Here is a 17150-nt window from a genome sequence, read left to right on the forward strand (position 1 = left end):
GCGCCCGCACCGGCGCCCGTAGCCGCAGCGCCTGCGCCTGCCGCCAAGCCGGCCGCAACAGCCGAAATGGCCAAGGCAGCGCCCGTCCCAGCCGCCGCACCGGCAGCCAAGCCGGCAGCCGCCCCCGTCAAGGCGGCCGAGAAGGTCGCCGACAAGGTAGCCGAGAAAGCCGTGGCCAGCAAGGCCGTGGCCGACAAGCCCGCCGTGAAAGCGGCCGAAGCCAAGCCGGCAGCCAAGGGGGAAGCAGCCAAGCCCGCACCGGCACCCGCCGCCGCGCCGGCAAAAGCGGCCGCTCCCGCACCGGCCAAGTCATTTCCTGCGAGCAAACCAGCTGCCAAGCCGGCCAGCGCCGCCGGCAAGACCGTGGCCAAGGTTGCCGTGAAGCCAGCAGCCAAGCCAGCGCCCAAGGGCGCACCATCGAAGCAGCTCGACATGCTGGGCGGCGGCAAAGGCAGCAGCCGCAAGTAAGCCGGCAGTCAGGCCTGCAGTTCCAGGCAGCGGCGCCGCATCGCGCAAAACAACGGGCTACGGCCCGTTTTTTGCGTGCCCGTCCACAGCGCGCTTTTCCGCCTTGTTGTATCCTACGCGTACTTTCCGTCCGCGTGCCCGTCCTTCCGCCCCGCGACACCCCATTATTCAAAACAAAAGGTAACCATGAGTTTATCGAGGCTCATCGCCGGCTTCGTGCGTCAGCATTGGCCGGCGTATGCCGCCGCTGCCGTCATGCTGACAGGCGTGGCAACACTGACCGTCTGGATCCCGCGCCGCGTGGGCGCCATCATCGACGCGCTGGCCGCGCACCGCATGACGGCCGCCGAACTATGGCTGGAGCTGCTGACCCTGCTCGCCGTGGGCGTCGTCATCTACTTCCTGCGCGTGGGCTGGCGCATCACGCTGTTCAAGGCCGCCTACCAGCTGGGCGTGATGCTGCGCACGCGCTTCTACACGCGCATGTCGCAGCAGGGCGCGTCGTTTTACCAGAACCAGCGCACGGGCGACCTGATGGCGCTGGCGACGAACGACATCGACGCCATCGAAATGGCCGCCGGCGAAGCCATGCTGGCCGGCTTCGACGGCACCCTGACCCTGCTGATGGTGCTGGGCATCATGCTGCTGGGCGTGGACTGGCGCCTGGCCTGCATCGCCCTCCTGCCCTTCCCCCTGATGGGACTGGCCTTCTGGCGCATCTCCAGCCATATCCACACGGCGTCGACGGATTCGCTGAAACGCTTTTCCGCGCTGAACGACCATGTGCAGGAATCGCTGTCGGGCGTGCGCACCCTGCGCGCGCTGGGCCTGGAAGAGCGCAGCAGCAAGCAGTTTTCCACCCTGGCCGGCCACGCGGCCAATGCCAGCCTGACGGCGCAGCGCTGGGAAGCGGCGTACGAACCGGCCGTCGGCCTGACCCTGACGGCCGCCACGGCACTGACCCTGGGCCTGGGCGGCTACCTCGTGTGGCAAGACCAGCTGACCATCGGCGCGCTGACGAGCTTTTCCATGTACCTGGGCCAGCTGATCTGGCCCATGTTCGCCGCCGGCTGGGTGCTGTCCCTGATCGAACGGGGCCGCGCCGCCTGGCAGCGCCTGCAGCCGATGCTCGACGCGCCCCTGGCCATCGACGACCATGGCAGCATCGACACCATCACGCCCGGCCCCTTGCAATTGCAGGACATCGGCTTTGCCTACGCAGGCCAGACGGCGCCCGCGCTGTCCGGCATCTCGCTGCGCCTGCAGCCGGGCCAGACCCTGGGCCTGGTGGGTCCCACGGGCAGCGGCAAGTCGACCCTGCTGCGCGTGCTGCTGCGCCAGGTCACGCCGCAATCGGGCACGGCCACGTGGAATGGCCAGCCGCTCGACGCCTACACCCTGCACGCGCTGCGCGCGGCCATCAGCTGGGTGCCGCAGGAGTCCTTCCTGTTCTCCGCCACCATCGCCGACAATATCGCGCTGGCCCGTCCCGGCGCCACGCGCGAGGAAGTGGAACGGGCGGCGCAGCTGGCCGACATCCATGCGGACATCCTGCAATTCCCCGACGGCTACCAGACCCACGTGGGCGAAAAGGGCATCACCCTGTCCGGCGGCCAGCGCCAGCGCGTGGCCATTGCCCGCGCCCTGCTGGCCGACAACGGCTTGCTGCTGCTCGACGATGCGCTGTCCGCCGTCGACACGGGCACGGAAACGCGCATCCTGCAGCACCTGGAAGAATTGCGCCGCAAGCGCCCCGAGCGCAGCGCCATCATCGCCAGCCACCGCCTGAGCGCCGTCGTCAACGCAGACCTGATCCTGGTGCTGCGCGACGGCCACGTGACGGAAACGGGCAACCACGACGCGCTGATGCAGCGCGACGGCTGGTACGCCAGCCAGTGGCGCTATCAACAACTGGAGGCCAGCCTCGATGCCATCTAAGAAGAACGAACAAGCCGCCACCGCCACGCAATCCGTGCGCCGCCAGGCCGCGCAAGCGATCGGCCTGCTGCGCCGCGCCGCCGCGCCCGACCTGCGCCACCTGTACTGGGCCACGTTCTGGCTGATCCTCGCCGCCGCCCTGGAAGTGACGGGACCAATCCTGGGCAAGGCCCTGATCGACCAGCATCTGCTGCCGCGCAACCTGGACTGGACGCGCATGTCCCTGCTGCTGGGCGGCTGCCTGCTGACGGGCTGGGTCGCTTCCGGCCTGCGCTATCTGCAGCTGGTGCGCCTGTCCGGCCTGGCCATGCGCTCGGTGCAGCGCCTGCGCGAAACCGTCTACCAGCACGTGCTGCGCCTGCCCATGGCCTTCTTCGACCGCGCCATCACGGGCCAGCTGGTCAGCCGCGTCACGAACGACACGGAAGCGGTGAAATCGCTGTACGTGCAGGTGCTGTTCGTCATCCTCGACAGCTCCATCGTGCTGGTCGGCACCATGGCCGCCATGGCCTTCCTCGACTGGCGGCTGATGCTGATCGTGCTGGCCCTGCTGCCGGCCGTGCTGGTCATCGTCTTCCTGTACCAGCGCTGGAGCGCGCCGGCCGTCACGCGCGCGCGCGCCCTGCGCAGCGAAATCAACGGGCAGATCGCCGAATCGATCGGCGGCATGAGCGTGCTGCAGGCGAATAATGCGGAAAAGCGCTTCGGCGCGCGCTTCACGGGCATCAACCAGGACCACTATACGGCGCGCATGCAGGAATTGCGCGCCAACGCCTGGCTGCTGCGCCCCGCGCTCGACATGCTCAACATCGTGCTGCTGGCCGTCGTCATCTTCAGCTTCGGCCGGCGCGAAATGGGCGCCGTGGAAGTGGGCGTGCTGTATGCGTTCATCAGCTACATCGCGCGCGTGATCGAGCCGCTGATCCAGATCACCATGCAGTTCAGCCAGCTGCAGCAATCGGTGGTGGCCACGGCCCGCGTCTCGGCCCTGCTGGACGAAGCGCAGGCGCTCGAACACGCGCCGGGCAAGGCCGCTTCCGGCACCCGGCATGGCGCCAGCGACGGCAGCACGCCCGCCGTGGACATCGCGCACCTGACCTTTGCCTACGTGGAAAACCAGCCCGTGCTGCACGACCTGTCGCTGACCATCCCGCAGGGCGCGTTCTTCGGCATCGTCGGCCACACGGGCAGCGGCAAGTCGACCTTGCTGTCCCTGCTGCTGCGCTTTTATCCCGTCGCCCAGGGCAGCATCGCCATCAACGGCGTCGCCCTCGACAGCATCGACAACGAGCGCTTCCGCGCCGACGTGGGCCTGGTGCCGCAAGACCCCTTCCTGCTGGCCGCCTCGGCGCGCGAAAACATCGACATGGGCCGCGGCTACACGCAGGCGCAGATCGAGGCGGCCGCGCGCGCCGCGCATGCGCACGACTTCATCGCCGCGCTGGAGCACGGCTACGACACGCCGCTGGGCGAAGGCGGCTCGCGCCTGTCGTCGGGGCAGAAGCAGCTGATCGCCATCGCCCGCGCGCTGGCCGGCCAGCCGCGCATCCTGCTGCTGGACGAAGCGACGTCGCGCATCGATAGCCAGACGGAGCAGATCGTGCAGCTGGCCCTCAATGAATTGCGCGGCAAGGTGACCATCATCGCCATCGCCCACCGCCTGTCGACCATCCGCGAAGCCGACCGGATCATCGTGCTCAACCACGGCCGCATCACGGAAGCGGGGCCGCACGACGCGCTGATGCAGATCGAAGGCGGCCTGTACCAGCGCCTGTATCTGCTGCAGCAGCTGGCGCAATAATATTGTTCTGTCAATGCCGGCAGTGTGCACTTTCGCAAATTTCTGCGCCCCGCATGATATTTCTTGATTGCAACAGAATATAATCAGTTGCAGACAGTGGGTCATTGCGGGGGCGGGAAGTTGGCAGGCAGACAGAGACGGGCATCGTGGCGAAAGGCGCATTGGCTGCTGGTACTGGCCTGCCTGCTGCCGCCTGCCATCCATGCCCAGGTGGGCAACCTTGAACAGCAGATCGCCGCCGTGCGCGAGGATGGCCGCTTCGTGCCCGCGCGCGCCCTGCAGCGCCTGCAAGAGGTGGAAACGCAGGCGCGCAGCGCGCCCCTGCCCGTGCGCGCGGAATTCCTTACCCAGCTGAGCACCGTCCGCATGCGCCTGGGACAGAACGACCTCGCCATGCAGCTGGCCGAGGAGCTGATCGCCTACGCCCGCCTGAACAAGAACGACGTGGCGCTGGCGAAAGGCATGCTGTGCAAGGCCTACATCACGTTTGCCCTGAACGAGCGCCGCGCCTCGCACCTGCTGGCCTTTGAAGCGGAACGCATCGCCAACCGCACGGACGACCTGCCCGTGCGCGTGCAGGCGACCATCAGCGCGGGCCAGTCGTGGGCCGAGGAAGGCAATTTCCCGTTTGCACTGGCCAAGCTGCAGGCGGCCGTCGACCTGGCGCGCCAGAGCAGCTCCCCCACCAGCCTGGCAGCGGCCCTGAATGCCCTTACCTTGCTGTACACGCAGATGCGCGAATACGACAAGGGTTTCGAGGTGCTCGATGAATTGCTGGCCGTGTCCAGCACCCTGGCATCGCCGGGCCGCATGGCGCAGGCGAAGAATACGGAATACGGGCTGGCGCTCGACGCGCAGCAGCCGCAGCGGGGCCAGCGCGCCCTGCTGGCGGCCCTGGCGCTGGAACGCCAGCTGGACGCCCGCGGCATGGTGGCCGTTACCCTCGTCAACCTGTCGGACAGCTACCTGAAGGAAGGCGACTACGCGCGCGCGCTGCGCTATGCGAATGAAGCCATCACGGCGGGGCGCCTCGTCAACAACGAGCAGGTGGAAGCGACGGCGCGCCTGAACATCGGCCAGGCGCTGATCGGCCAGGGCCGCCTGCAGGAGGGCAAGCAAAGCGTGGCCACGGGCCTGGCCTACTACGAACGTACGGCCAACCAGCCGGACATGCAGGCCGTGCTGCTGGAATACGGCACGGCGCTGGAAAAGGCGGGCGACCTGCGCGGCGCCGTCACCGCGTACCACCGCGAGCGCGACATTTCCAACCAGCTGTTCGAGAAGCAGCGGCAGAAGGCCGTGTACGAATTGCAGGAAAAATATGAGGCGGAGAAGAAGCAGCGACAGATCGAGCTGCTGAGCCGCGAAAACCAGCTCAAGAGCACGGAGATCGACAACCGCCGCCTGCAGCAGCGCGTATGGTGGCTGCTGGCGCTGGTACTGGCCATGGCGTCCGTCATCGTCGGCTTGCTGTACCGCAAGGTGCGCCATGCGAACGTGCAGCTGAAAGTCAAGAACCAGGAACTCAAGCGCCAAAGCTCGCGCGACCCGCTGACGGCCCTGTACAACCGCCGCCACTTCCAGGAATTCATGCGCAGCCACGCAGGCAAGCCCCAGCAGGCCTACGGCGGCGCCGATGTCGTGGGCGCGCTGTTCCTGCTCGATGTCGACCATTTCAAGCACATCAACGACCGCTACGGCCATGCGGCGGGCGACCTGGTGCTCACCACCATCGCCGAAACCCTGCATGACGTGCTGCGCGAAACGGACATGATCGTGCGCTGGGGCGGCGAGGAATTCCTCGCCTTCCTGCCTGCCGTCGCGCGCGACGGACTCGACGATATCGCGCGGCGCATCCTCAACGGCATGGCCGCGCAGGACGTCCACTACCAGGGACAGGCCATCAAGGTGCACGTGTCCGTGGGATTTGCGCCCTATCCGCTGGCGCCGCTGGGACGGCCGCTCACGTGGGAACGCAGCGTCAACCTCATCGACATGGCGCTGTACCTGGCCAAGGCGCACGGGCGCAACCGGGCCTATGGCTTGCGTGGTTTTCAGCAGGTGGAAAGAACGACCCTGGAAGCGGTGGAGCAAGACCTGGAACGCGCGTGGCGCGACGGCTTTGTCGATTTGAGCGTGGTGCTGGGGGGAACGGACGGGCTTGACAGTACAAGTACGGCGACGGCGGCGCATGGCAGCCAGGCTGGCGCCAGCGGCGGCGTGGCCGCAGCTGCCGTCAGCTGACGGCCGCTGCGGCGGCCGGACCGGCAGCAACCGGCCCTGGCGCGGTCAGTGCGATGATTACTTGTGCGCGGCGTCCTGCATCTTTTCGCCCGCTTTTTCCACTTTCTTGCCCACGGCATCGGCCGCTTCGCTCATTTTCTTGTCGGCGTCAGCGGCGACCTGGTCCATCTTGGCGCCCGTATCGGAAGCGGCCTGGCTCACGGCAGCGTCGGCCTTGGTGGCGGCAGCCTTGATGTCGGCTTCAGCCTTGGCGGCGGCCGCATCGATCTTCTGGCCCGCTTGCTCGGCTGGACCGGCAGCGACATCGTCCTTCTTATGGCAGGCAGCCAGTGCCACAACCATCATCCCGGCGGCGCACACGGTCATCCAATTTTTGCTTACTTTCATGATATTCCCTTTCATTGTTATCAAAAGACACAGATCAGTTCGCAATATACACCGGCCTAAATTTTTCCAGCGTGCGCTAACGCACATAAAAACACGCTTTGACGGCGCATTTGTAAGCAATGGTATCTTGATATCTTTTCAATGTCTCGTTCAATGTGCGGCAGGGGCCGGCCGATAGCCATCCGTCAACGTGTGCAGGAAAGCGATCACGTCGGCGATCTCGCGCTCGTTCAGGGCGGGCGCCTGGCCCGGCTGGCGGTCGAACGGCGCTTCCACGTTCACGTTTGCTTCCATTCCCGGCGGCATATCGTTGTATTTGCGCACCTTGCCATTTTTATCCTTTGGATACCATTTCTGCGGCGCCGTATCGCGCTGCACGTAAAAGCGCAACACCTGCTCCAGGCTGTCGAAGCTGCCGTTGTGGAAAAACACCTTGCGCAGGGCCACGTTGCGCAAGGACGGCGTCTTGAAACTGCCGCAGTATTCCTTGTGCTCCGTCAAGTCGGTGCGGTCCGGGCCGCACAGTCCCAGGTCGAAGTACGCAGGGTCCCCATTCGCCGGCAGCGAGGCATTGCGCGGCACGCCGATATTGATCAGGCCGTAGTCGGTAAATTGGGGGAAGGCGCCGCCGGGGCTGATCCGGCTGATGTGGCAGGACGCGCAATTGCCCTTGTTTTCATCGTTGAACAGGGCCAGGCCGCGCGTTTCCTGCGGACTCAAGCTGGCCTGCTTGCGCAGGAAGGCGTCGTACTTGCTCGTGTACGGATAGAAGTCGGCAGGGCTTTCCTGGAACACTTCCAGCGACATCAGCGCCCAGCGCAGGGCCTGGTCCGGCTGCTCGAAGATATCGTCGCCGTACGTCTGGCGGAACTGCGCCGCCAGGGGACCGGCCCGCAGCTTGGCGACCACGGCGGCGCCGTCGCGGTTGCCCATCTCGCGCGGCGACAGCAGGGGCGCCAGCGCCTGTTCGTGGCCGGACTGGGCGCGGCCATCCCAGTTGCGCCCGCCCGTGGGGCCCGCGTCGACGCTGTCATCGCCATCGTCGTCGTGATAGTGCTCGGTGAACGCCGGCGCGTTCTGGATGTAGCGCAGCGACGGCGCGGCGCGCGTGCCCGCATCCTTCAATTCCGGGCCGCCCAGCTGCACGGCCAGCGCATTCGGCGGACCGTACGCATGTTCGGGACTGTGGCAGCTGGCGCAGGCCAGCTTGCCCGACACGGACAGGCTGGGCTCGAAAAACATGGCGCGCCCCATCGCCGTCATTGCCGCCACCGAAGGCTGGTGTTTCAGGGTGGGCGCATAGGCGCCCGCCAGGTAGGCGGCCGGTGCGGCGGGCGCGTCTTTCTGCGGCGCGGGACGGCAGGCGGCCAGCAGGCAGGCGGCGCTGATCGCGCCGAGCGTGGCGAGCAGCAGGGAGGGCATCGGTTTCTTCATGGGCTGGCAGCGTAGCAACGGTATGTGACAACTGCGTGACAAGCCCCTGCAAAAAGTAATGTATCAAGTCCGTACATTACGTCATGTAACAGGCGCTGACATGTCACGCAGCTGACATATTGCCTGCCTAGCATGCGACGTTTTCCACCCAGAAGGCATGAACATGAACTTGCACGCAAAAACCTCGTTACGGCCCCTGCCGTTGTTACTGTCGCTGGGCCTGGCCGCCTGCGGCAGCGACTACGCGATCACGCCCAGCACCCAGGGCCAGGTCATCGGCAGCTACTATGAAAACGCCCAGGTGTGCCTGGAGAGCGCCACGACCAAGCTGACGTGCGACAGCGCCTCCGCCGCCGTGCGCACGGCCGCCGACGGCAGCTACACGCTCGACGGCCAGGGCGCCGTGCTGGTGACCATCGGCACGGACGCCATCCGCCACGAAGCCATCGGCGACGCCGGCAGCAAGGTCACGCAAAAACTGCTGCTGCGCGCCCCCAGCGGCCACAGCGCGTTCGTCAGCGCCCTGTCGACGGAACTGGCGCAGATCATGGACAGCAACGGCGGCGACTTCGCGGCTGCCAGCAGCAAGCTGGCCGCGCGCCTGGGCGTGTCGGAAGCGGGCCTGGCGTCCGACTTCAACAAGGCCGCCGGCGACGAGCTGGCCAAACTGAAGGCCGAAAACGCCAGCGTGACGGCATTGATCGCCAGCGCCAGCGCCCAGGCGGCGCCCGCCGATGCCCTGGCCGCCCTGAATGGCAGCCTGGCGCTGAACAACATCCAGACCATCGTCGTCATCTACGCGGAAAACCGCGGCTTCGACAATCTGTACGGCCTGTTCCCGGGCGCGAACGGCGTGCCGGGCGTCAATCCCACCTCGACCTCTTCCTATGTGGCGCAGAAGGACATCGACGGCAGCACTCTGCCCGTTCTGCCGCCCACCTGGGGCGGCATGGCGGCGGCCGGCCAGAGCACCGTCATCACGCAGGCGCAGTCGGCCAACCTGCCGAACAAGCCGTTCCAGATCGACGACGTCAGCAGCCCCCTGTACATGCCGCAATCGGTGATCACGCGCGACCTGGTGCACCGCTTCTATAACAACCAGATGCAGATCAACGGCGGCGCCAACGACAAGTTCGCGGCATATTCCGACGCGGGCGGCCTGACCATGGGCTATTACGACGGCAGCAAGATGCAGCTGTGGGACATCGCCAAGCAGTATGCGCTGGCCGACAACCTGTTCATCGGCGCGTTTGGCGGCTCCTTCCTCACGCACCAGTACCTGATCTGCGCCTGCGCGCCCACCTATCCGAACGCCGACACCTCGGTAGCCAAGGGCTCGATTGCCAAGATCGACGTCGATGCCAACGGTAACTTCGTGCGCCTGACGCCGTCCGCCACGGCGCCTGCCACGGTGCTGAACGGCGCGCCCGGCTATGCCAACGACGGCGCGCTGACGCCGGCCGACAGCACGGGCATGTTCTATGCCGTGAACACCATGCAGCCGCCGTTCCAGCCCAGCAGCAATGCCCCGGCCTCGGGCGACAGCAGCAAGCTGTATGCGGATACCAGCAAGGCCACCACCCTGCCGCAGCAGACGCAGACGAATATCGGCGACCTGTTGTCGGGCAAGAACATCGACTGGGCCTGGTATGCGGGCGCCTGGAAGGACACGACGGCCCTGGCCACGGCCAGCGCGCGCGGCAGCAGCTTCCCCAGCCCGCCGAACTTCCAGTTCCACCACCAGCCGTTCAATTACTTTGCCAACATGGACCCGGTAAAGGCGCCCGCCTACCGCGCCGCCCACTTGCGCGACTTCGACAGCCAGTTCCTGGCCGATGCCAGCGCCGGCAAGCTGCCGCCCGTGGCCTTCTACAAGCCGCAGGGCAATCTGAACCAGCACGCGGGCTATGCCAGCGTGGCCGATGGCGACGCGCACATCGCCAGCGTCATCGCCCAGCTGAAAAAGAGTCCGCAGTGGAAGAACATGCTGGTCATCGTCACCTACGATGAAAACGGCGGCTTCTACGACCACGCGGCGCCGCCGAAGGGCGACCGCTGGGGTCCGGGCACGCGCGTGCCGGCCATCCTCGTCTCGCCCTACGTGAAGAAGGGCTTGGTCGACCACACGCAATACGATTCGGCCTCGATCCTGCGCGCCATCACGCACCGCTTTGCGCTGCCCGTGCTCGATGGCTTGACCACGCGCGACAAGGCGCTGGTGGCCAACGGCGGCAAGCCGATGGGCGACTTCAGCGCCGCGCTGGCCCTGGTGCCGCAAGAGTAATCGCGCCCGCCGGCAGACGCGACGCCCGCCCGGCCTGGCCGCGGCGGGCGTTTTTTTATCCCGGTGTTATTGGCCCGCTCCCGGGGCCGCATCGAGCAGCGAATGCTCGAGCAATTGCGACAAGGCCGCGCGCAGCGCCTGCGTGCGCGCCGCCAGTTCCGGGCGCTTGTAACGCTCGGCGGCGAGCAGGCTGCTTTCCAGGCACACCCGGTCCGACCTGGTCAGGCAGGCGTCGGCCGCATCGAGCTGGGCGCTGGCCTGCGCCACTTTCACCTTGGCGTCGAGTTCCAGGGTATCGGGATCGTCGCCCCAGCGCTTGACGTACGCGGCCAGGCGCGCGGCGGCCAGATCCGGCTTGCCCCCATCGAGGGCCTGGCTGACGCTGTCCTGCAGCGCCGTCCACGCCTGCGCCCGCTGCTGTTGCTTGTCGCAGGCGGCGGCGGACTTGGTGATGCTTGCCTGCAAGCGCTTGATCTGCGCCGCGGGCGCCTTGGCGCTTTTCAGCACGGCCAGCGCGCTGCGCGCCCCGTCCAGGTCGCACTGCGCCGCCAGCGCCGTGGCGGCCTCGACCTGTTCCGCCACGCTGGCCGGCTTGTCGGCGGGCTTGTTAAAGAACCAGATGCCCGTCAGTACCAGCACCGCCGCGATCCAGGTGCGCAAGCGCACGGGCGGGCGCGGCGGCGGCACCGAACCCCGGGCGGCCGGTTTCGCGGGCGGCGCCTTGGCTGGCGCGGCAGGCGGCGGGACGGGCGGCGGAGCGGGTGCGGGAGCCGGCGCGGGCTGCGGCGCGGAAATGGGAGCAGGCGCAGGAATCGGTGGGGCGACGGGCACCGGCGGCGGCATGCGCGGGACCGGTGGAGGTGGTGGCGCCGCCGCTAATTTCTCGAGCACGGGTGCGGCAGCCACCTGGCGCGCGCCGCAAAACGGGCAATGCGCCACGCGCAGCAGCAGGGTCCGGCCGCAAGCGGCGTTGATGCAAACGTCATTCACTGTTTCAAGCACATTCCAACCTTTTCCTGGAGTCATTCCACTGCATTCTGCCGCAATCTTACCTTACGCGCACACAGCCAGGGCGCACCCGCGCCGTGTTCCATGGCCTTGATACCAATCAAAAAGCATTCGCTGCCCCGGCCTAAGCTACAAGCACCGGCCAAGGACAAGGAGATCGCCATGCCAGCCCACCTGATCATCGAAGACGGCCAGCCCTGGTGGTGGGACAGCGCCGATATCTGGGTCGTGCCGGGCAATGATCCGAATGGCCCGCCCGGCGCCCCCATTGCCGGCACCGGCAATTACCTGTGGGGCCGCGTCCACAACACGGGCAACAGCGCCTCGAACGGCGTACGCGTGGACTTTTACTGGGCCGACCCATCCGGCCAGATCGCCGTCGGCGCCGCCACGCAGATCGGTTCCGCGTTTGCCGACCTGCCGCCCGGCGCCACGCAGGAAGTGCTGTGCCTGGTGCCCTGGGTGCCCGTCATCGTCAATGGCGGCCACGAATGCCTGCTGGCCGTGGCGCACGGCGCCGGCGACATCAATCCGCTGCCCGATCCCTTGCCCAACGGCTTTCCCTTCCAGCCCACCCTGCACGAACAGATCGCCCAGCGCAATGTCACCGTGGTGCTGGCGGCGCGGCGCGCGCAGCTGCTGGCCATCGCGGTGGCGGCCCTGCCCCGCGCAGCCAGGAAGGTGGAATTGCTCATCGAACAGGGCGGCGAACTGCCTGCCCGCCTGCTGGCCACTCTGGGCCTGGACCGATGGCAGCCGGCCAAGGAGGCGCGGCTGATAACGGGGCTGGCGCGCACGCCGCACTGCAATGGCGACGCGCCCGGCGAGCAAAAGCTGGCGCTCGACGTGCCGCGGGGCCAGGCACAGGCCGCGTACCTGAGCGTGCGCGCCGAGGCCTTGCCGCCACGCCAATATGCGCTGCTGCGCGTACTCGAGACGCAGGAAGGCAAGGTCATGGGCGGCATCACGTATATCGTCATTAATCTGGAGAAAGACCAAGCGCAAGCGGCGCACAGCCCCGAGGAGCAGGCATCATGAGCGACACCCCCATGCAGGTGCTGACGCGGCCGTTCGCAATCGAGCCCGTCACCAATATCATGCTGCCCGATGGCATCTTCGACAATGCCATCTATGGCTTGCGCATCGCCGCCCACGTCACCAACATGTCCAGCAGCGCATTGAGCAATGTCACCGTGTACCTGGAAAGCGTGGGCGACCCCGGCATCGTGCCCGTGGCGCGCACCTTTTTCTTTGCCAGCATTCCCGCCGGCGCGGCCATGCTGGTGACGTGGGATGCCGACTTCCAGCATGCGGCGCCCGGCAAGCGCCTGGTCAGCTTTGTCGCCAAGGCGGATGGCTACACGCCGCGCCGCTCGATCCAGCAAATCTTCGTCTCGCAGACGCGCTTTGACAGCGCCACCGATACCTACACCTGCACGGTCGAGGAAGGCACCCTGGAACTGTCCAAGCCGCAGGGCCACCTGCCCGGCAAGCGCTGGGGCAGCACGGGCGGCAATGATAAAGACTGCCGCTGCCCGCCGGGCCTGGGGCCCATCGTGCCGACCGGCATGACGCTCGTCTGGACGCCGAATCCCGCCTATGCGGGCGCGCATGGCGAACTGCCGTTTTCCGACCCGTGGTGGAAGATACTCGCCATCATCATCGCCATCATCGCCGCGCTGGTGGCCATCATTTCCGCCGCGCTCGGTTCCGGCAAGGCCAGCTTCAGCGTGGGCGGCAGCTTCGAGGAAACGGAACCCGACGTGAACTGCTGCTCGCTGGAAGGGGCCGGCTCGGGCCAGCCCGAGTTCACGGTGGCGGGTGTGGCGTCGGCCATCGCCTTGGGCGCCATCGCCGTCGCCTGCTCCGATATCGCAGACCCGTTCTGGCGTGGCCAGGAAGCCACACCGCCCGCCGCAGGGGAACTGACCCTGGCCGAACGCGTAGTGGCGCAGTGGGTCTTGCCCGAAGCGCCGAATGCGGGCCTGCCCTACACGGCCGACATCAGCTGGCAATACGAGCGTTACACCACGGGCGCCACCTACCAGCATGCGGTGAACGAAACGCAGGTCAACATCCATGTGGCCGGTCCCGTGGAAACGGATACGCCCGCCGTCGTGCAAGCCTACGAACCGCTGTGGATACGCGCCAGCTTCAAGCGCGACAATGGCGTGGTCTTCCGCGGCACGGAGCTGTATGCGTTTGTGCTGTTCCAGGCGCCGCAGGGCCTGTATTTCGTGGAATCGCTGACCGACGACGGCCTGGGCTTCGACCCGGGCGCCAACGATGGCGTGTACGCAGGCAGCCTGGACTTGAAGCGGGCTTACCGGACCCTGCTGCAATATGGGCAAAAGGTCTTCGGCACCTGGAGAGTCTTCGTCTTCGCGCAAGACGTCAACCTGACCAAGCCTGGCACGCCGCCGGAAATCGCCGCCCAGCACATCGGCGGCATGTTCGTCGCCAGTGCCATCGAAATCACCTTCGACGACAGCCTGCCCTGCCCGCTCAAGGCGCAGGCAAATATCGTCGTGGTGTGATCGGGGATCAGACTCCGAGGGAAATGCGTCCCGATGGAACGTATTCCGATAGTATAGCGACTGCCCCAGGATGCAGGCACAGGCCGAATTGGCAGGGCAACGCAACGCCTAATCCGACAATATTGTTGGCGTCGCCTGCACGCCAGGAGCGGTCGAGAAAATGCTCAGGGCTAGGCGCCACCCCGAAGACAGTACTTTAGTACGGCGAGGGGCAGGCAACAACGCCCTGGGCGTTTTATCGGCCGCTCTTAGACCTTGACAGCATCAACCTTGGCAATCACCGTGCGGGGGATGATGTCGTTTTCCGGACACGAAGCCATCGCATCCGAATACGCGAGCCAGCGCTGCAGGCTTTCCATGCGGCGGATGGTGATGCCCTTGCCGTTGATGTAGCCGATCTGCTCGAAATTGGCGGGACTGGTGGTCAGCTTCGACACGGTGGGCGCATTGTCGACCAGGCGGTCGTAAGCCTTGCGCGCCTTGTGCTCCCACTTGGCCAGCACGGGGTCGTCAAAGCGGTTGCTTTCAAAATACACGGTAATGGTGCGGTCGTGGTTGGCAAAGCCGACGATGGCCGCTCCCTTGCGTATAGTCAACAAGACATCTTCCTTGACGCCCGAGACGGGAACGAACACGGCCGCGCGTCCATCCGCATCAGGCCGTTCCATGGGAATATCTTGTCCGATTATGCTCATCACATCACACTCTTCATCATCGCCTGTTGGCTTGTTGTCCCTGCATCACTGAAAGCGTACCGTGCACATGCGTGCCTTGGCCGCTGCGGCTGGCCGCTTCCAGGCGCGCTGCCATACCCGCTGTCATACCATTTATCAAATAATACATTGCCGTAAAGCACTACACAAGATAATCGAGGGCGCGGCAGCCCCGTGTCCTCCGCCGGATGGGGAATGGTGTGCCCGGTGGCAATCGCCTTATAATGCTGCGATTCCTTCACGCCAGACACCTCCGCACCATGACGCTTCCCGAGAATGACACCAGCCGGCTCGACGCCATCAGCGCCGCTGCCACCGAAGTGGCCGCGCAAAACGTGGCCGACCTGCTGGCCATGGCCATCTGTCACGGCCCGGACGAACCGGCCCTGATCGTCTGCGACAAACGCAGCTGGCTCAATGTCGTGCTGACGGAAGCGTACCGCCAGGCCTTGCCGGACGCCACCTTCATCGATTTCGACGAGGTCACGCCGGATACCGTGCTGGCCGCGTTTGCCGAACTGCCGGCCGGCAGCCTCGTCGTGCTGATCCAGTCCACCAGCTTCCGCCTGGAAGCGTTCCGCATCCGCATCGAGCTGTTCAAGCGGGGCCTGAAAGTGATCGAGCACGTGCACCTGTCGCGCATGCCCGGCGTGCAGGGACTGCACTACATCGCCTCGCTGGCCTACGACCCCGCCTACTACCGCGGCGTGGGCCATGCACTGAAGGCGCGCATCGACAGCGCCCGCCACGGCATGGTCGACAGCGGCGGCGAACAGCTGGTCTTCGCTTCGCCGTTCGAATCGGCCAAGCTCAATATCGGCGACTACCGCGGCATGAACAATATCGGCGGCCAGTTCCCGCTGGGCGAAGTGTTTACGGAAGCGCAGGACCTGGAAGCGGTGAACGGGCGCGTACGCATCTTCGTCTTTGGCGATACGCATTTCATGGTCAACCGCCCCGACACGCCGATCACCCTGATCATCGAAAAAGGCAGAGTGACGGGCACGGAAAACGCCACGCCGGAATTTACCGCCATGCTGGAAATCATCCGCGCCCACGAAGGCGAAGTGTGGGTGCGCGAACTGGGCTTCGGCATGAACCGCGCCTTTTCGCGCGAGCAGCTGGTCAACGACATCGGCACGTACGAACGCATGTGCGGCATCCATCTGTCGCTGGGCGCCAAGCACGGCGTCTATACAAAACCCCAGTTCAAGCGCAAGGATGCGCGCTACCACGTCGACATCTTCGCCGTCACCGAAGCCGTGTACCTGGACGACGAGCGCGTGTATGCCGATGGCGCGTGGACGGTGGAACCCGTCGCGCTCAACTGAGCCTCAATTGAACCTTGGCTGACCTTCAGCTGAAAAACCCGGCCGCTGCCAGTTCACGGTCCCACGGCGGCACGGGCTGGTATTCGGCCACCAGGAAATCGATCAGCGCGCGCACCTTGGGCGATGGCTGGCGGCTGGCCGGATACAGGGCGCTCAAATGATTCAGGGGCAGTTCCCAATCGGACAGCACGGGCACCAGGCTGCCATCGAGCAGATTGCGCCAGGCCAGGAACGTGGTGCTGTAGACGATGCCCAATCCCCGCTGCGCCGCCTGGTGCAGCACCAGGCCATTGTTCGCAGTAAAACCCGCCTGCACGCGCACGCTGACCTCCTCGCGCCGCTCCCCGACTCCCTTCTGGAAATGCCAGTTCGTGCCATCGGTCAGGTGGCTGAAGTGCAGGCATTGATGCTTCAACAAATCCTGCGGCGCCTGCGGCACGCCCCATTGCGCCAGGTAGGCGGGGCTGGCGCACAGCACGGCGCGGCACGGCGCCAGCGGGCGCATGGCCAGCGCGCTGCTGTCCGGGATGCCGCCCACGCGGATGGTCAGGTCAAAACCGTGGCGTATGGGGTCGAGCAGGGCATCGTCGACAAACAGTTCGGCCTGCACCTGCGGGTGCAGCAGGCTGAAACGGGCGACGGCATCGGCCAGCCACGCGCTGCCGAAACTCGATGGCGCCTGGATGCGCAGCGGCCCGGCCAAACCGGCTCCCGCCTGCGCCACGTGCGCCACCATGCGCGCCGCTTCCTGCGCCTGGCTGACGGTGGCCATGCACGGCGCCAGATAGGCGCGGCCCGCGTCCGTCAGGCTCACTTCGCGCGTGGAGCGGTGCAGCAGGCGCGCATCGAGGCGCTCTTCCAGTTGCATGATGGTCTTGCTGACCATGGCACGCGTCAGGCCCAGGCGCTGCCCGGCCACGGTAAAGCTGCGCTGGCGCGCCACTTCGACAAAGATTTCCATCGCTTTTAATTGATCCATGTCAAAGATTGTCTTCGTTTTGACGA

The 17150-nt window shown here is 66.1% G+C and carries 13 protein-coding genes; 8 read left to right on the forward strand and 5 right to left on the reverse strand.

Features of this window, described 5'->3' with window-relative positions; all coding sequences use genetic code 11:
- The 4 genes from GCN75_RS29300 to GCN75_RS22660 all read left to right on the forward strand — a co-directional run.
- Positions 1-468, forward strand: a 468-nt coding sequence (locus tag GCN75_RS29300) for a hypothetical protein (protein WP_405002834.1), incomplete at its 5' end; no start/stop codon positions are given.
- A 186-nt stretch (positions 469-654) separates the two neighbouring features.
- Positions 655-2406 carry an ABC transporter ATP-binding protein gene (locus GCN75_RS22650; protein WP_152284404.1) on the forward strand — a complete coding sequence of 584 codons (1752 nt, stop codon included), beginning with the start codon at positions 655-657 and terminating at the stop codon, positions 2404-2406.
- Complete coding sequence (locus GCN75_RS22655; RefSeq protein ID WP_152284405.1) at positions 2396-4207, forward strand: ABC transporter ATP-binding protein; 1812 nt, start codon at positions 2396-2398, stop codon at positions 4205-4207. Before GCN75_RS22650 ends, GCN75_RS22655 begins: the two co-directional genes overlap by 11 nt.
- Before the next feature lie 210 nt (positions 4208-4417).
- Positions 4418-6451: a sensor domain-containing diguanylate cyclase gene (locus GCN75_RS22660; RefSeq protein WP_319633305.1), complete on the forward strand. Its 2034-nt coding sequence runs from the start codon at positions 4418-4420 to the stop codon at positions 6449-6451.
- Positions 6452-6508: 57 nt separating this feature from the next.
- Here the strand turns inward: GCN75_RS22660 and GCN75_RS22665 are convergent, their stop codons facing one another.
- The gene (locus GCN75_RS22665; RefSeq protein ID WP_152284406.1) at positions 6509-6838 is read right to left on the reverse strand and encodes a hypothetical protein; all 330 of its coding nucleotides are present in this window, start codon (positions 6836-6838) and stop codon (positions 6509-6511) included.
- A gap of 150 nt (positions 6839-6988) precedes the next feature.
- Positions 6989-8260 carry a cytochrome-c peroxidase gene (locus tag GCN75_RS22670; RefSeq protein ID WP_152284407.1) on the reverse strand — a complete coding sequence of 424 codons (1272 nt, stop codon included), beginning with the start codon at positions 8258-8260 and terminating at the stop codon, positions 6989-6991.
- A gap of 175 nt (positions 8261-8435) precedes the next feature.
- Here GCN75_RS22670 and acpA point away from each other — a divergent pair, with 175 nt between their 5' ends.
- A complete protein-coding gene (gene acpA / locus GCN75_RS22675) occupies positions 8436-10556 on the forward strand; it encodes an acid phosphatase (RefSeq protein ID WP_152284408.1) in 2121 nt (706 codons plus the stop codon).
- Positions 10557-10622: 66 nt separating this feature from the next.
- On the opposite strand, the gene GCN75_RS29305 is transcribed toward acpA, so the two are convergent.
- A complete protein-coding gene (locus GCN75_RS29305; RefSeq protein WP_193317610.1) occupies positions 10623-11558 on the reverse strand; it encodes a hypothetical protein in 936 nt (311 codons plus the stop codon).
- 168 nt (positions 11559-11726) lie between these two features.
- Here GCN75_RS29305 and GCN75_RS22685 point away from each other — a divergent pair, with 168 nt between their 5' ends.
- Together GCN75_RS22685 and GCN75_RS22690 are read left to right on the forward strand one after the other, a co-directional pair.
- Entirely contained in the window at positions 11727-12602 is an 876-nt protein-coding gene (locus GCN75_RS22685) for a hypothetical protein (RefSeq protein ID WP_152284409.1), read from the forward strand.
- A complete protein-coding gene (locus tag GCN75_RS22690; protein WP_152284410.1) occupies positions 12599-14101 on the forward strand; it encodes a hypothetical protein in 1503 nt (500 codons plus the stop codon). Before GCN75_RS22685 ends, GCN75_RS22690 begins: the two co-directional genes overlap by 4 nt.
- A gap of 248 nt (positions 14102-14349) precedes the next feature.
- Here the strand turns inward: GCN75_RS22690 and GCN75_RS22695 are convergent, their stop codons facing one another.
- A complete protein-coding gene (locus GCN75_RS22695) occupies positions 14350-14769 on the reverse strand; it encodes a hypothetical protein (protein ID WP_152284411.1) in 420 nt (139 codons plus the stop codon).
- Between the two features lie 305 nt (positions 14770-15074).
- Between GCN75_RS22695 and GCN75_RS22700 the strand changes: the two genes are divergently transcribed.
- Positions 15075-16145, forward strand: a complete 1071-nt coding sequence (locus GCN75_RS22700; protein ID WP_152284412.1) for a M29 family metallopeptidase — start codon at positions 15075-15077, stop codon at positions 16143-16145.
- A 25-nt stretch (positions 16146-16170) separates the two neighbouring features.
- Here GCN75_RS22700 and GCN75_RS22705 read toward each other — a convergent pair whose 3' ends face one another.
- Positions 16171-17124: a LysR family transcriptional regulator gene (locus tag GCN75_RS22705; RefSeq protein ID WP_226941521.1), complete on the reverse strand. Its 954-nt coding sequence runs from the start codon at positions 17122-17124 to the stop codon at positions 16171-16173.
- Positions 17125-17150 lie beyond the last annotated feature (26 nt).

The sequence above is a fragment of the Janthinobacterium violaceinigrum genome, from assembly GCF_009208555.1.
Taxonomy (GTDB): Bacteria; Pseudomonadota; Gammaproteobacteria; order Burkholderiales; family Burkholderiaceae_D; genus Janthinobacterium; species Janthinobacterium violaceinigrum.

Bases quoted from the DNA above. Each gene is read 5' to 3' on its own strand.
- GCN75_RS22650 (WP_152284404.1), top strand. From the start codon at position 655: ATGAGTTTATCGAGGCTCATCGCCGGCTTCGTGCGTCAGCATTGGCCG.
- GCN75_RS22655 (WP_152284405.1), top strand. From the start codon at position 2,396: ATGCCATCTAAGAAGAACGAACAAGCCGCCACCGCCACGCAATCCGTG.
- GCN75_RS22665 (WP_152284406.1), bottom strand. From the start codon at position 6,838: ATGAAAGTAAGCAAAAATTGGATGACCGTGTGCGCCGCCGGGATGATG.
- GCN75_RS22670 (WP_152284407.1), bottom strand. From the start codon at position 8,260: ATGCCCTCCCTGCTGCTCGCCACGCTCGGCGCGATCAGCGCCGCCTGC.
- acpA (WP_152284408.1), top strand. From the start codon at position 8,436: ATGAACTTGCACGCAAAAACCTCGTTACGGCCCCTGCCGTTGTTACTG.
- GCN75_RS22685 (WP_152284409.1), top strand. From the start codon at position 11,727: ATGCCAGCCCACCTGATCATCGAAGACGGCCAGCCCTGGTGGTGGGAC.
- GCN75_RS22690 (WP_152284410.1), top strand. From the start codon at position 12,599: ATGAGCGACACCCCCATGCAGGTGCTGACGCGGCCGTTCGCAATCGAG.
- GCN75_RS22695 (WP_152284411.1), bottom strand. From the start codon at position 14,769: ATGGAACGGCCTGATGCGGATGGACGCGCGGCCGTGTTCGTTCCCGTC.
- GCN75_RS22700 (WP_152284412.1), top strand. From the start codon at position 15,075: ATGACGCTTCCCGAGAATGACACCAGCCGGCTCGACGCCATCAGCGCC.
- GCN75_RS22705 (WP_226941521.1), bottom strand. From the start codon at position 17,124: ATGGATCAATTAAAAGCGATGGAAATCTTTGTCGAAGTGGCGCGCCAG.